Origin of the sequence: Burkholderia sp. Bp9142, assembly GCF_003853415.1 — a bacterium.
Classification (GTDB): domain Bacteria; phylum Pseudomonadota; class Gammaproteobacteria; order Burkholderiales; family Burkholderiaceae; genus Burkholderia.
This window is the reverse complement of sequence record NZ_QTPP01000032.1, coordinates 1-12,869: the sequence shown is the minus strand read 5'-3', so window position 1 is coordinate 12,869 and position 12,869 is coordinate 1. Positions and strand designations below refer to the sequence as shown.

Here is a 12,869-nt window from a genome sequence, read left to right as displayed (position 1 = left end):
TCAGGTTCGAATGCGTGTTTGTTGTCGTTCGGAATCAGTGAATCACGTGCAGTTCGTAGCGGGCGTCCGAGCGGTCGTCGACCGCGTCGCGCGTGCAGAGGAACGCGTCCCAGCCGAGCCGCGAGCCCGCGCCGAGCACGCTCGCGCCGACCTCGGTGCGCTTCAGCACGAGCTTGACCTCGTATTCGAGCGTGACGCCGGCGAGCAGCGTCAGCATCCGTTCGAGCGCGATCGCGTGCGCGGCGCCGGGCAGGAATGCCTCGTAGTCGCGCTTGGACAGCGGGCCGACGACGATCCGCGCGCGCATGTCGCGCTGCCACACCCGTTCGCCGACGAGTGCCGTCGCACCGAGCACTGCGTTGACCTCACCGAGCACGCTCAGCTGGTCGGGCGGCACCTCGTACCACTTGCCGACGAACTGGTCGATCTTCACCGGCACACGGAAGTAATCGGACAGCGTGCGCTGCAGGTACGCGGCCGACATCGGCCGGTGCCGCGCGGCGAGCGCGTAGCCGGCGACGGCCTCGTCGAGCACGCCGCCCGCGCCGGCCGCGAGGCTGTCGCGCACCTCGTCGCTCGGCACGCCGGCGATCGCGAGCAGCAGCGGCAAATAGCGCTCGTCGCGATCGAGTTCGTAATGGAACGGCAGCCGGTATTTCTTCCACGCCGCGTAGAACAGCGCGGTCGCGCGGTTCGAGAACACGTCGAAGAACGCGCGTGCCGCGTGGTCGCGCTTCAGGTGCTCGCGCGCGACGATCTGCTCGGTGTAGTGCAGCGGCAGCGCGCCCTGACCGCCGAGCAGCCCGAAGAACGCGGGCGTCAGCTCGACGTGACCGAGCTCGCCGGCCGCAAGCGCGGCACCGCGTTCATCGCCCGAATCAAGCAGCGTGCCGCCGTCGTCGAACGAGCGGGCGCCTTCGATCTCGCTCGGCGGGAAGCCGAGCGACAGCGTGTTGCGGAACGCGATGCGCTGCGCGACGACGTCGCCCTGCCGCCATGCGCCGGGCGCATCGGACGCCTGCCGCGCGAACAGCCCCTCGAGCACGCGCACCGCCTGGAAGAACTCGAAGCGGTGCGGCTCGTCGAGCAGCGCGTCGACTACGCCAGGATCGATTCGCCGGTCCGGGGCTTGCATCGGATGATCTCCTCGCCGGTGCGCTTCGACACCACGACTAGTTGAACGAAACTGTTGAGGTGGACATATAGCCCGAAGAAGCTGTCGAGCACGCGCACGAACGACGCGAGGCTCGCACCGACGAAGTGTTCCTCGTTGATCGTCAGGCGGATCTCGATGCCGCGCACGAAGGTCGCGAACGGCTTGCCCGGCAGCCACTGCACGGCGCCGCGCTGCTCGACGCCGACGAGGCCGTCGATCTGGCGCATCGATACGGCGGTGCGCCGCAGGTCGTACAGCGTCAGCATTTCCTTGAGCGGCGCGAGCCCGTGCGCGACCAGCGACACGTGGTTCAGCGCGAGGTGCGACACCAGCCGCCAGTGCGCGGCGCGGCCGCGCTCGAAGCGCACGCTCTGCGTCGGGCGGCGCAGCATCGAGATGCCGCTCGTCTGCGCGCCGCCTTCCTGGAACAGGTCGCCGCCTTCGAGGCCGAACGCGAGCATCGACGGCAGATCGCGATTCGTGCAGGTGAGGTCGAGGCTGAGCGTGTCGGTCTGCGGCGATGTCGGCTCGAAGTCGATGTCGACGATCGAGATCTCGGTTTCGTAGCCGGGGCTCTTCTGCGCGACCCAGTCATTGCGGCGCGCGAACCAGTAGTGGCCGATCCGCGCCGCTTCGCCGTGATGCAGCGAATAGAACGGCCTGAACTCGATCACCGATTCCTCGTGCGCCTGCTGCCGGACGAGCTTCACCGAATCGATCGAGTACACCTCGTACGCGAACGCGCGCCGTGCCTCGGCGATCACCGGATACGACACCGCGCGGTGCGTGATGCGGATCGGCTCGCCGTGCTGGCGAAACAGGTTGACGATCGGCGTGCAGAACAGCCGGAAATGGCTGGCCGTCAGCAGCTCGAGCAGCCGCGCGACGTGCGAATCGCTGCGCACGTCCTGCAGCACCAGATGCAGCGTCGCGCGCTGGCAGCGGCCCGATGCGCGCGCGATCGCCGCAAGGTCGAAATCGACGAAATCGAACTTGTCGGGAAACGCGAAGTATTCGGTGAGCAGGCGATAGGCCGGGTGCGACTTCGCCGGGTAGTCGATCAGCGCGTCGTCCTCGTCGAAGCCGGCGTGCGCGATCGGCAGCTTGCGCAGCGCCGTCCAGCGGCCGTTGCGCTCGGGCTCGACATACGCGCCGAGCACGTTGACGAACAGGCAGTCGGTCAGCGCGGCGACGAACGACTGTTCGCCGTGCAGGTGCGCGCGCAGCGTCGGCAGCTTCAGTGCGCCGAGATCGAGCTGCGCGGCGAGCGATTCGAACGTGATCGAGATCACGCCCGTCGCGTTGGACGGCAGCACCGTCGCGCTCGGCGCGAGCGCGACCGGCGTGTAGCGTGCTTCCGAAATGCGGATCGGCGCGAGCGTCACGTCGTACGCGGTGCGGAAGCGGCACTGCACGCCGCGGATCGGACGGCTCTTCAGTTCGGTGCCGCGGTCGATCACGACCGGTTCGGTCTGCTGGCCGGGCGAAGCCGGCGTGAACTGCGCGATCGAGCACGACGGAAACGGCCGAAGGTAGTGCGGATACAGCACTTCCAGCAGCGCTTCGGTGAATTCCGGGTAGTCGTCGTCGAGCTTCTTGTTGATGCGCGCGCCGAGCAGCGCGAACGACTCGATCATCCGCTCGACGTGCGGATCCTCGCAGTGCTCGCCGGACAACGCGAGCCGCGCGGCGATCTTCGGATAGCGTTCGGCGAAATCTCGCGAATAGCGCCGCAAAAACGATAATTCGCGCTCGTAATACGGCAGCAATTCTTCCATCGACGACCCCGAACCTCAATATTTCCTGCCGGACCCTGATCCACCACCGGGCGGTCCGGCCCGCTCGGCGGCTTGATTTACGGCATTCTTGCCGCGCGTGCGCGCGTGACCGAATACTGCAGCGTCGAAGGCTGCAGCATCGCGTCGAAACTCACCGGCTCCTCGGCCGGATGCACGACGAGCAGCGCCTGGATCGCGAAGTAAAGCGCGTTGGTCGACTGCTCGTTCAGCTCGAACGTCACCTGCACCTGCTGCAGTCGCGGCTCGTGGCGCGCGATGGCCTGCTGGATCGACTTGCAGATAAACGCACGGTCGTAGTGACTCGCGAGGCTCAGCCCCGCGAAATCGTTCAGCCCGTAGGTCAGCACCGACTTCTGGCATTCCGGCAGCGCGGCCAGTTCGATTTCGGTGTGCGCGATACGGGTGTTGAGGATCGCCTCGACGTCGCGGGCGACCGTGTTCTTGAGCTCGTCCAGCGACAATTGCCGCATCGCGGCCGAGGCCGGAAGATGCGGTTCGTCGTCGAACAGCTTGTCGAGAAAACTGGGTTCGAATCGTTTCATCGGCCGGCGTGTACAGCGAAAACGGCAACGGGACGCAGAACGCCCCGTTGCCGCAACCGACCTTAGACCGCGTAGGTCTTGTCGTTCTTCGTCAGGCTCCAGGCGCCCTGCGTGTTGCCGCCCTGGTTGCCGCCGATCTTCTGCTGGGTCTGCTTCCACTGCACGGCCGCGTACTTCAGCGAGAACGTCTCGAGCGGCAGACCTTCTTCGCGGACGCTCGGCGCGATGCTCGAGATGATCACGTACTTGAGCTTCACTTCCAGGTACTGCACGCGCTTGCCTTCACCGTCTGCGCGCGAGAAATGGACCGTCACTTCATCGAACGTGGTGCCGCCCGATGCGTGCTGGTACAGCAGCGGGCTCGACGAATCGATTTCCTTCGTGAAGATCATGTCGCCGTGCTCGCAGCGCGTCATCGTGTGACCGCCTGCGGTCGATGCCGTTGCCGAACGCGGCTGAACGATCGAGTGATCCCACGATTTCAGTTCGATCCAGCCCTGATGGTCCTTGTCCGCGGATTCGCCCTTCACCGCCGGACTACCAAACTGCAAGTGCATATGTAACATGGCCCTTCGACTCCCCAAAGAGGTGGTTTTAACGTCCTACCCAGGCGGCCCGCCCGGGCGATTTACTCGCTTATGAATTTGCCGGTTTGGGCAGATCAGCGACAAGTCGCAGAGAAATCGAGAGTTCGTCGAGCTGAAAGTGCGGGCGCAGGAACGCGACCGAACGATACGAGCCCGGCTTGCCCGGAATCTCCGACACTTGTATGGATGCCTCGCGCAGCGGGAATTGCGCCTTCTGTTCCTGCGATGCGTTATCGTCGAGCAGGACGTACTGCGAAATCCACCGGTTGAGGAAAGTCTCCACGTTCTGCGCCGATGCAAAGCTGCCGATCTTGTCCCGCATCATCGCCTTCAGGTAGTGCGCGACGCGCGATACCGAGAAGATGTACTGAAGCTGGGCGGACAGGACGGCATTCGCATTCGCGCTGTCGGTGCTGTATTTTTTCGGCTTCTGCACCGATTGCGCGGCGAAGAACGCTGCGTAATCCGAGTTCTTGCAATGGACGAGCGGGATGAAGCCGAGGTCGCTCAGCTCCTTCTCGCGGCGATCGGTGATCGCGATTTCGGTCGGGCACTTCAGCGCGACTTCACCGTCGTCGGTCTTAAACGTGTGGGTCGGCAGATCCTCGACGAGGCCGCCGCCTTCGACGCCGCGAATCGCCGCGCACCAGCCGAAGTCGTCGAACGCGGCCGTCAGGCGTGCCGCGAAGGCCCACGCTGCATTGCACCACAGGTACTTGTCGTGCTCGGTGCCGTCGACGTCCTCGACGAAGTTGAAATTCTCCGCGGTCTGGCCGTCCTTCGGATTGAACGGCAGGCGGCCGAGGAAGCGCGGCAGCGTGAGGCCGACGTAGCGCGAATCCTCGGCATCGCGGAACGACTTCCACTTCGCGTATTCGACCGTGTCGAACACCTTGCCGAGATCGCGCGGCTTGCCGAGGTCGGAGAACGACTCGAGGCCGAGCAGCTCCGGCGACGCCGACGCGATGAACGGCGCGTGCGCCGCCGCCGCGACGTGCGACATCTGCTCGATGAAGTACATGTCTTCCGGCTGGCGCGAGATCTCGTAATCGCCGATCAGCGCACCGAACGGCGAGCCGCCGAACGTGCCGAACTCCTCTTCGTAGACCTTCTTGAACAGCGCACTCTGGTCGAACTCGCTCGCGCCCTTGAAGTCGCGCACGAGGTCGCGCTTCGGTGCGTGCAGCGCCTTGATCTTGATCGTCTGGCCGGTGTTGCTTTCCTTGACCAGGTAGTCCATCCCGCGCCACGTGCTCTCGAGGCGCTGGAATTCCGGTGCATGCATCACCGCGGACAGCTGCGTGGAGATCAGGCGGTCGAGTTCCGCGACGCGCGCGTCGATCGTCGCCGACAGGTTGTCCGACACGATCACCGTGCCGTCGAGCACCTGGTGCACGAGCTCGCCGATCAGGTCCTTCGCGCGCGCATGCTCGGAATCGGATTTCGCGACCTTGCTCTTCTCGACGATGTCGTCGAGCAGCGAAGTCCCGGCGGCGTATTCCGCGCCGCTCGCTTGGGCCGCAGCCGTTTGCTGGTTCATCTCAACACTCCGTCGTCATTCGCCGTCTTTGTCGCCGCCCGTGCCCTTCGCGAGCTCCTGCAGCTGCTGCGTGTTCTTCAGCACTTCCGACAGCAGATCCTCGAGCTTGTCGTTGCCGGCGAGCTTGTTGCGCAGGTCGGCGAGCTTCGAGCGCGCCTCGAGCAGGCGGCGCAGCGGCTCGACCTGCTCGACGACTTCGTCCGGGCTGAAATCCGACAGCGAACGGAACTTCAGGTCGACCGCGAACTTGCCGCCTTCCGGGCTCAGGCGGTTTTCCACCTGGAACGCGGCGCGCGGCTCGATCGCCTTCATCACGTCGTCGAAGTTGTCACGGTCGATGTTGACGAACTTGCGGTCGCGCAGCTTCGGCTGCTCGACTTCCGACTGGCCCGCCAGATCGCCGACGACCCCGACGACGAACGGCAGTTCCTTCACCTCGATCGCGTCGCCCTTCTCGACCTCGTAGGTCAGCTGGACGCGCGGCGGCCGTATCTTCTGCAAGCTTTTCTGAATGCTTTCTTTCTTGGCCATCTCGACGGCTCCCAGGTTAGTTGTGGTTATCGCGTCAGTTGCGGTCAGTTGCGCAGCGCGCTGAACGGATCGGCGCCGCCCTTCTGCGCCGCGGCGGCCTGCGGCGGCGCAGACGGCGTCGGCGCGGTCGTTGCCGCCTCAGCGGCCGGTGCGGTGCCGGCCTTCGGACGATGAACGATGCGGCGCGGCGTGCGCGCCTTCGTGGCCCGCTGCTCCGGCGGGAACAGCGCCGACTCGCCGAGCGTGTCGCGCAACTGCTTCGCGAGCGCCTGCGCATCGGACTTCGCGTCACCCGCGAGCGACGCATCCTGGCGCAATTCGCCGAGCGACTGCGTCGCGATCCGCAGCCCTGCAACGGCGAGCACGCTCTTCGCCTGGCGGTCGGTCGCATCGCGCTGCAGTGCTTCCTGCGCGGCGACGATCGCCTGGCCATAGTGGTTCTGTGCAAACTGGATCTGCGCGATGCGCGACCACGGCTCCTCGCGCGTCGGATCCGACTTCGCGAGTTGCTGGTACAGGCCGAGCGCCTTGTCCTGGTCCCCCGACTTCGCAACGGCGTCTGCATCGGCCAGCGACTTGTTGAACACCTCGGCAGTCGGCGGCGCCGGCGGCTGGCTCGCACAACCGGCGATCACGCCGCAAGCCAGCACTACCCCAGAAAGTTTTGCGAAGAGACGGTCTTTCATCGTTATATCCACCGGCGCGTGAGTATTAAAATCGTTGAGAATCTGGTTCTTTTGCTTTGCAAGAAGCGCGCGGGTATAGTACCGATCAATTTTTCATAATTCAATCGCTGCGTGCAGAGTAATTCCTTTTAAAACCGTGCGCTACCCCCTCGAAACGCGTCTGGCTGCGGCCCGACGGCAGCTTTTCCATCGATCGGGAAGCGCAAGTTTTACTTGCAGGGTAACGCATCGCCCGGATGACGGAAAAATTTTCCGAAGACGCGATGCCTCGCATGTGTGCTCAATAGTTGAACGGCATATCCGCCGGGCATGCGCGGCGAACGCGGAAAAGCCCGGTAGTTTTGACAGGGGAGTTAAAGGCGGCACGCCGGAAATACGATGAGATCGTCCATGATTCGCTATGCGCTGCCGCTGATCGCCTGCGCGCTCCTGGCCGGATGCGCGGCCGCCCCGCTGCTCGGCTCGGCCGCGAGCGCCGTGCTGCAGGCGGCCGGCGTCGGCAAGCCCGAACTGCCGGATTCCCAGAAGCCGCCGCGCAACATCGGGCTCACGCTCGCCGCCGCGCCCAACCTGAATGCCGCGAACGACCGCAAGCCGCTCGCATTAGTGGTAAGACTCTACGCACTGAAGGATCCGACTTCGTTCCAGCAGGCGCCATTCGATGCGTTCACCGATCCGACCAAGGAAAAGGCCGCGCTGGGCGCCGATCTGCTCAACGTGCGTGAAATCACGCTGATTCCGGGCCAGCGCTATACGGCGACCGAAAAGGTATCGCGCGAAGCGCAGGCCTTCGGCATCGTCGCGCTGTTCCGCGATCCCGCAATCCAGCGATGGAAACTGGCGTTCGACCCGGCGAAGTCGGAGAAATCCGGCATAATCATCGGCCTGCATAATTGCGCGATGACGGTCACCGATGGCTCCGTCATCGCACCGCAACAGGGTGCGCCTTCGCAACCGCTGAATTTGCTTTCGTCGATCACCTGCGGTTAAACATGACGCACGAGTGTCAATTAACAAGAGTTAACAAATTGGCGATTAATTCGGGCACGACCAAATCGATTACATCGCAACGTCACATTAACCGGATTTGACATGAGTTATTCGGCCAAGGTGCTTTGGGGGGAAGGGCTGTTCCTCCGGCCTCAACACTTCCAGCGGCAGGACGCCTACCACGAGGCGCGCCTGTTCGAATCGATCCAGGCGATCCAGCCGTACAACTGGGGCGTGCGCTCGGTGCGCATCGACCGCGATGCGCTCGGCAGCAACGTGCTGCGCGTGGCCGAGCTCGCGCTCGTGTTCCCGGACGGCGCGCTGTATGCCGCGCCGCAGGCCGACGACCTGCCGCCGCCGATCGCGCTCGACACGCTGCCCGACGGCATCAACGAATTCGTGTTCTACCTCGCGCTGCACCCGCTGCGCGAGAACGGCACCAACTACAGCGACGACCCGGCCGCCGGCTTCATGACGCGTTTCGTCAGCGAGCAGACGAGCGTCGCCGACAACTTCACCGACGCGGCCGAAGCCGACATCACGTTCCTGAAGACGCAGGTCAAGCTGATCGCGCACAGCGAGCCGCGCGACCAGCTGCTGTCGGTGCCGCTCGTGCGCGTGCGCCGCACCGCGACTTCCGGTTTCGAGATCGACGACAGCTTCGTGCCGCCGTGCCTCGCGATCGAGGCGTCGCCGATCCTGCACCAGCGGCTGCGCCAGCTCATCGACGCACTGCAGGCGAAGGTGAACGCGCTGTACGGTTTTCACCGCGAGCCGTCGAAGAACATCATCGAGTTCCGCTCGGGCGACATCGCGTCGTTCTGGCTGCTGCACACCGCGAACGCCGCGTTCGCGACGCTCGCGCACCTGCACCAGCACGCGGCGCTGCATCCGGAGCGGCTGTTCCAGGAACTGCTGCGCCTGGCGGGCCAGTTGATGACGTTCTCGAAGGGCTATACGCTCGCCGACCTGCCCGTGTATCGCCATGACGATCCGGGCCCGAGTTTCGCACGTCTCGATTTGATGCTGCGCGAGTTGCTCGACACCGTGATCTCGACGCGCTACTTCGCGATCACGCTCGACGAAGTGCGTCCGTCGTTCCACCTCGGCCGCCTCGATTCCGGCAAGATCGACGACAAGACCGAGTTCTATCTGGCGGTGTCCGCCGACATGCCGAACGTCGAGCTCATCGATGCGGTGCCGGCCCGGTTCAAGGTCGGCGCGCCCGACGACGTCGACAAGCTCGTGCTGTCGGCGATGCCTGGCGTGCGGCTGTCGTACATGCCGCAGGTACCGCCCGCGATCCCGGTGCGGCCCGGCGCGTGCTATTTCCAGCTCGATTCGCGCGGCGCGCTGTACGAACGCATGCTGCAGGCCCAGTCCGCGATGATCTACGCGCCGACTGGCATCAATGACCTGAAGTTCGAACTGATCGCGGTCACATCATGAGCTACGCGCCCTCCTTGTTCGGCGACAACACGCCGGCCCCGTTGCAGACCCCGGCGTCGACCGACGCCGCGTTCCAGGCCCGTTCGCTGCTCGACCTGCTGTACGACGGGTTCTTCATGCTGTTCCTGCTCAAGAACGGCCGCGAGCCGGACAGCGCGAGCGAGTTCAGCACGAAAATCCAGGAATTCCTGTCGGATTTCGAGCGCGGGGCGAAGAAGCTCAATATTCCTGCCGAGGACGTGTACGGCGCGAAGTTCGCGTACTGTGCGGCCGTCGACGAAATGGTGCTGTCGTCGCAGTTCAAGATCCGGACGGACTGGGAACGCCGGCCGCTGCAGCTCGTGCTGTTCGGCGAGCAGCTCGCGGGGGAGAAGTTCTTTCAGTATCTCGAGGAATGTCGCGCGCAAGGCGCGGCGCGGTTGCAGTCGCTCGAGGTGTTTCATATGTGCCTGCTGCTCGGGTTCCAGGGCAAGTATCTGCTCGAGGGGCCGGAGAAGCTCGCGTACCTCACCGCACGGCTGGGCGACGAGATCGCGCATATGAAGGGCAAGCGCGCACCGTTCGCGCCGCATTGGCCGTTGCCGGATCAGATCGCGCATCGGTTGAAGCGTGAAGTGCCGGTTTGGGCGATCGGGGCGGTGTTTGCGCTTGTGGCGCTGCTTGGGTATCTCGGGCTCAATACCTATCTGAAGGACAAGACGCTGCAGGCGTTGGCGCCTTACTCGCAGGTGATCAAGGTGGGACCGGAGTCGGCGAATTTGACGATTTCGTTGCCTTGAGTAGCTTGAGCGACGCGCGTCGCTCGAGTGCCGCCGCTTCAGGGAAAAGGACCGCCGAGCGGTCCTTTTTTACTGTGACGTGCGTTGTCACAGCAGGATGTATTCCTCGTTGTCGACGTAGAACACGAACGCGTCGAACAATTGTGCAGCGCTCGGTTCGTCGACCTGGTCATGCGCATTGATCACGATGTCCTCGATCGTCGCGATGTTCAGCGTGACGCGCCAGCCGGGGTGCGGTGCGGTGGTGGGTGGCGTATCGGCTTCGGTGTTGTCGGCGTATTCGATGAATGCGCCCTCGGTATCGAGCGTCCACGGCGTTGGCGGCAGGCAGAGCCATCCGGAGAAATCGCCGGGGTGCTCGAGAATGTGTTGCAGCGACGCGGTGGTCGTGGGGGTGGTCGACATGGGTATTGCGGCGGTAACTGGACTGGAATCAATGCGCCGGAACGGCGGCAGCTGCACGACGTGCCTGCGCCTCGACGATCGTATCGGCGAGCCGTGATTATGCCAATTCCGCATGCACGAGGTTGGCTCAGTGGTTGCTGTCGTCGGTTAACGGACGCAATACTACCATTCGAGATTGCGTCTAATTTCCCGCGTCGGACGGCCCTTCAGGGTTCGTAGCGGATCGTTTCATAGATCTTGGCCATGCCCTGCTTAGCGGCGCTCTCGTTCGCAGCCAATCCGGACGAGAAGACTACGCAGGTCCAACCCTTGCCGCAGACCTTGCTTGTAACAAGATCGAGACGATGCGCGTAGAGCTCGTCTTGATTGAAGATCGTGTGTGTATAGCGCGAAGCAAGCGCCGGAGATTTGTCGTTCAGCATGAACTGTGCAAAGTCCGGCTTCGTGTACTGGGCGGGCTTGTCGTCCACTTGGCGCTCGTACAGGTACTGCGCAGTGCCTTCGAAAGAAGGCGCGACCTTGGTTCGCAGCACCTGAACGACGACGTCCAAATTCAGAACTTCGAATGCGGATTTGTCGGCTTCGATACTGACTCCCCGGCCATCGGTGTCCTGGAGTCGATCGTTTGCCGTGATCTTCCAGTCGGCCGGAAACTGGAAGTTCAGACCGTTGGCCTTGAAGAGCTTCGGATGCGCCAGGTCAGGGGTTGCTGCAGCTCTCGGCCGAAAATCGTCGGCATGCGATGCTGTTGCAAGCGACAAGAGGATAAAAATTACGGGAATGGTTCGCATAGCAACTAGACTCGAAGTACGAGCTGAATTAAATAGCGAGGCAGGAGAAAGCGGGCAACCGCCTGCCTCAACTCCATGATAACCGCCTCGATATTGATCCTATTCCCCGCGTATGCCTCGGTGTCAACCAAAACAATCTGGCCATACTCTGGTGGCTGCCCTGCCCCCAAAGTATCGAGTCTCGCCGCGCCCAAGGCACTCAACGCCTTCGCGCTGAGATTTTCAGAGAAAATCTCCTTCAATTTGAGCTTAGCATCTTGATTGACTTGCTCCCGGCAATTCTGATCTTGCTTGTACGCATCACTCCTCTTTTCAGCGTGAAAGCTCGTTTCCCACTCCAACATTTGACGGATAAACGTATGCAGTCGATTCACGGACGACATCGTCTTACTCTCTGCTCGGGTACTGCCGATCAGTTCGACATCAACCGGCCGGAGGGATACCAGTAGTGAATCTGACTCCCTTCTTCGTGGCGCGCAATACAGCGTCGGCCAGTCGGTCCCCCACGACAATGTATGTCGGGGAGTCATATTGCCGGCCAATGCCATTGGCAGAGAAATCTGAGCGCAAGACCATCTTTTTGAAGCCGACTTTGGCATCAGGAAATCCTGAGATTTTCACCACTATCGGCTCAGAAGCGTCATGATCAACCACGTCAACTTTCCTCATCGGATTAAGAAGAAAGTACGATCCATCAATAGCTTTTCCGTTCGATTCAATAACTGCCGGGATGAACTGTACGTCATCGTCATTCGTCAGCGCTTCAATCGCGATACGCACCGCTTCACTTACGAGCGGAATCAGGATGTCTGACCAGATGACACCGTAGTCTTGAATCTTTGACAGACCATTTTTTGGAAGCTCGAATACCAACGGATCGGATCTTACGACGCGCGCTGCCGCCTGCAACTCAAAGCGATCCACCCCATTTTTTGCCTCATCGTAGAGTGCCATCCGACTTTCCGGATAGTCCGCCTCCGTGGTCCAGATTTTCGTCATATTTCCTCGCTTAGTTTGGACACGCCCATGGTCGATGGTTCTTGTTGAGCATCCGGTTCCCTGCTTTCAGCTCGACCCGCTCTCGCGCAATGATTCCACGCAGAGCCTCGTCATACTGTTTCTGGCCCCAACCCTGCTGCTTTCCTATCGCCACAACGTCGTTCATTTGTCTGGACAGGTTGGTGCTTACAATGTTCGGATGACGCCCGTTGTGGATCGAGCGAGTCGGATGAAGGCTTTCGTCATCTGGGAGATAGATTTTGTTGGCTTGAGATTGAAGGTCAAAGCCTGCAAGCGCAATTAGAGGGTGATTCTTCGTCTGCGAATTCTTGTCGCTGATAATGTGGTGCTCTTGGAACCCCTGCGACTTGAGGCAGGTAACTTTTCGCTGAATGCTGGCTTCATGGGCAGGACGGCGGGGCGCCAACCCCAACGGATCGACCCATTCGACCGGGTTCGACGCGTATTGATAGACGTTGATCCCGCCAGCGAGCCCGATCGGGTCTTTCGATACGAACCGTCCGATACTCGAATCATAGTGACCTTTCCCCTCTGAAGTATCCCACTGTAAAGTTAGTGGCAAGGCCGCAGGAGAGACCTTGTCATGAAGAAATC

The 12,869-nt window shown here is 62.4% G+C and carries 15 protein-coding genes; 3 read left to right on the top strand and 12 right to left on the bottom strand.

Annotation, left to right across the window (positions count from 1 at the left end; translation table 11 throughout):
- Window positions 1–34: 34 nt before the first annotated feature.
- From tssG to DIE22_RS28030, 7 genes are all read right to left on the bottom strand, one after another.
- Entirely contained in the window at window positions 35–1,135 is a 1,101-nt protein-coding gene (gene tssG / locus DIE22_RS28060; protein WP_124500725.1) for a type VI secretion system baseplate subunit TssG, read from the bottom strand.
- Window positions 1,099–2,934, bottom strand: coding sequence for a type VI secretion system baseplate subunit TssF (tssF, locus tag DIE22_RS28055; protein ID WP_124500726.1), 1,836 nt, complete (start codon window positions 2,932–2,934; stop codon window positions 1,099–1,101). The genes tssG and tssF overlap by 37 nt, the downstream gene beginning before the upstream one ends.
- A 77-nt stretch (window positions 2,935–3,011) precedes the next feature.
- Entirely contained in the window at window positions 3,012–3,497 is a 486-nt protein-coding gene (gene tssE / locus DIE22_RS28050; RefSeq protein ID WP_124500727.1) for a type VI secretion system baseplate subunit TssE, read from the bottom strand.
- A gap of 62 nt (window positions 3,498–3,559) precedes the next feature.
- Window positions 3,560–4,063, bottom strand: coding sequence for an Hcp family type VI secretion system effector (locus tag DIE22_RS28045; RefSeq protein ID WP_006477093.1), 504 nt, complete (start codon window positions 4,061–4,063; stop codon window positions 3,560–3,562).
- Between the two features lie 70 nt (window positions 4,064–4,133).
- Window positions 4,134–5,624: a type VI secretion system contractile sheath large subunit gene (tssC, locus tag DIE22_RS28040; protein ID WP_039320274.1), complete on the bottom strand. Its 1,491-nt coding sequence runs from the start codon at window positions 5,622–5,624 to the stop codon at window positions 4,134–4,136.
- A gap of 15 nt (window positions 5,625–5,639) precedes the next feature.
- A complete protein-coding gene (gene tssB / locus DIE22_RS28035) occupies window positions 5,640–6,155 on the bottom strand; it encodes a type VI secretion system contractile sheath small subunit (protein ID WP_044845930.1) in 516 nt (171 codons plus the stop codon).
- 44 nt (window positions 6,156–6,199) lie between these two features.
- Window positions 6,200–6,841, bottom strand: a complete 642-nt coding sequence (locus DIE22_RS28030) for a M48 family metallopeptidase (RefSeq protein ID WP_124500728.1) — start codon at window positions 6,839–6,841, stop codon at window positions 6,200–6,202.
- Window positions 6,842–7,219: 378 nt separating this feature from the next.
- Between DIE22_RS28030 and tssJ the strand changes: the two genes are divergently transcribed.
- The 3 genes from tssJ (at window position 7,220) to icmH (ending at window position 10,059) form a co-directional block, all read left to right on the top strand.
- A complete protein-coding gene (tssJ, locus tag DIE22_RS28025) occupies window positions 7,220–7,831 on the top strand; it encodes a type VI secretion system lipoprotein TssJ (RefSeq protein ID WP_124500729.1) in 612 nt (203 codons plus the stop codon).
- A 102-nt stretch (window positions 7,832–7,933) separates the two neighbouring features.
- Window positions 7,934–9,280 carry a type VI secretion system baseplate subunit TssK gene (gene tssK / locus DIE22_RS28020; RefSeq protein ID WP_059449792.1) on the top strand — a complete coding sequence of 449 codons (1,347 nt, stop codon included), beginning with the start codon at window positions 7,934–7,936 and terminating at the stop codon, window positions 9,278–9,280.
- A complete protein-coding gene (gene icmH, locus DIE22_RS28015) occupies window positions 9,277–10,059 on the top strand; it encodes a type IVB secretion system protein IcmH/DotU (RefSeq protein WP_124500730.1) in 783 nt (260 codons plus the stop codon). The genes tssK and icmH overlap by 4 nt, the downstream gene beginning before the upstream one ends.
- 87 nt (window positions 10,060–10,146) lie before the next feature.
- On the opposite strand, the gene DIE22_RS28010 is transcribed toward icmH, so the two are convergent.
- The 5 genes from DIE22_RS28010 to DIE22_RS27990 form a co-directional block, all read right to left on the bottom strand.
- Window positions 10,147–10,464 carry a hypothetical protein gene (locus DIE22_RS28010; RefSeq protein ID WP_124606549.1) on the bottom strand — a complete coding sequence of 106 codons (318 nt, stop codon included), beginning with the start codon at window positions 10,462–10,464 and terminating at the stop codon, window positions 10,147–10,149.
- A 206-nt stretch (window positions 10,465–10,670) separates the two neighbouring features.
- On the bottom strand, window positions 10,671–11,255 hold the full coding sequence (locus DIE22_RS28005; protein ID WP_124606548.1) for a hypothetical protein: 585 nt from the start codon (window positions 11,253–11,255) through the stop codon (window positions 10,671–10,673).
- 5 nt (window positions 11,256–11,260) lie between these two features.
- Window positions 11,261–11,629: a hypothetical protein gene (locus DIE22_RS38340; RefSeq protein ID WP_185640702.1), complete on the bottom strand. Its 369-nt coding sequence runs from the start codon at window positions 11,627–11,629 to the stop codon at window positions 11,261–11,263.
- Between the two features lie 49 nt (window positions 11,630–11,678).
- Complete coding sequence (locus DIE22_RS27995) at window positions 11,679–12,209, bottom strand: imm11 family protein (RefSeq protein WP_260426782.1); 531 nt, start codon at window positions 12,207–12,209, stop codon at window positions 11,679–11,681.
- A gap of 55 nt (window positions 12,210–12,264) precedes the next feature.
- Window positions 12,265–12,869: AHH domain-containing protein (locus DIE22_RS27990; RefSeq protein WP_260426781.1), on the bottom strand; the 605-nt coding region annotated here is incomplete at its 5' end.

Bases quoted from the DNA above. Each gene is read 5' to 3' on its own strand.
- tssG (WP_124500725.1), bottom strand. From the start codon at position 1,135: ATGCAAGCCCCGGACCGGCGAATCGATCCTGGCGTAGTCGACGCGCTG.
- tssF (WP_124500726.1), bottom strand. From the start codon at position 2,934: ATGGAAGAATTGCTGCCGTATTACGAGCGCGAATTATCGTTTTTGCGG.
- tssE (WP_124500727.1), bottom strand. From the start codon at position 3,497: ATGAAACGATTCGAACCCAGTTTTCTCGACAAGCTGTTCGACGACGAA.
- DIE22_RS28045 (WP_006477093.1), bottom strand. From the start codon at position 4,063: ATGTTACATATGCACTTGCAGTTTGGTAGTCCGGCGGTGAAGGGCGAA.
- tssC (WP_039320274.1), bottom strand. From the start codon at position 5,624: ATGAACCAGCAAACGGCTGCGGCCCAAGCGAGCGGCGCGGAATACGCC.
- tssB (WP_044845930.1), bottom strand. From the start codon at position 6,155: ATGGCCAAGAAAGAAAGCATTCAGAAAAGCTTGCAGAAGATACGGCCG.
- DIE22_RS28030 (WP_124500728.1), bottom strand. From the start codon at position 6,841: ATGAAAGACCGTCTCTTCGCAAAACTTTCTGGGGTAGTGCTGGCTTGC.
- tssJ (WP_124500729.1), top strand. From the start codon at position 7,220: ATGAGATCGTCCATGATTCGCTATGCGCTGCCGCTGATCGCCTGCGCG.
- tssK (WP_059449792.1), top strand. From the start codon at position 7,934: ATGAGTTATTCGGCCAAGGTGCTTTGGGGGGAAGGGCTGTTCCTCCGG.
- icmH (WP_124500730.1), top strand. From the start codon at position 9,277: ATGAGCTACGCGCCCTCCTTGTTCGGCGACAACACGCCGGCCCCGTTG.
- DIE22_RS28010 (WP_124606549.1), bottom strand. From the start codon at position 10,464: ATGTCGACCACCCCCACGACCACCGCGTCGCTGCAACACATTCTCGAG.
- DIE22_RS28005 (WP_124606548.1), bottom strand. From the start codon at position 11,255: ATGCGAACCATTCCCGTAATTTTTATCCTCTTGTCGCTTGCAACAGCA.
- DIE22_RS27995 (WP_260426782.1), bottom strand. From the start codon at position 12,209: ATGGCACTCTACGATGAGGCAAAAAATGGGGTGGATCGCTTTGAGTTG.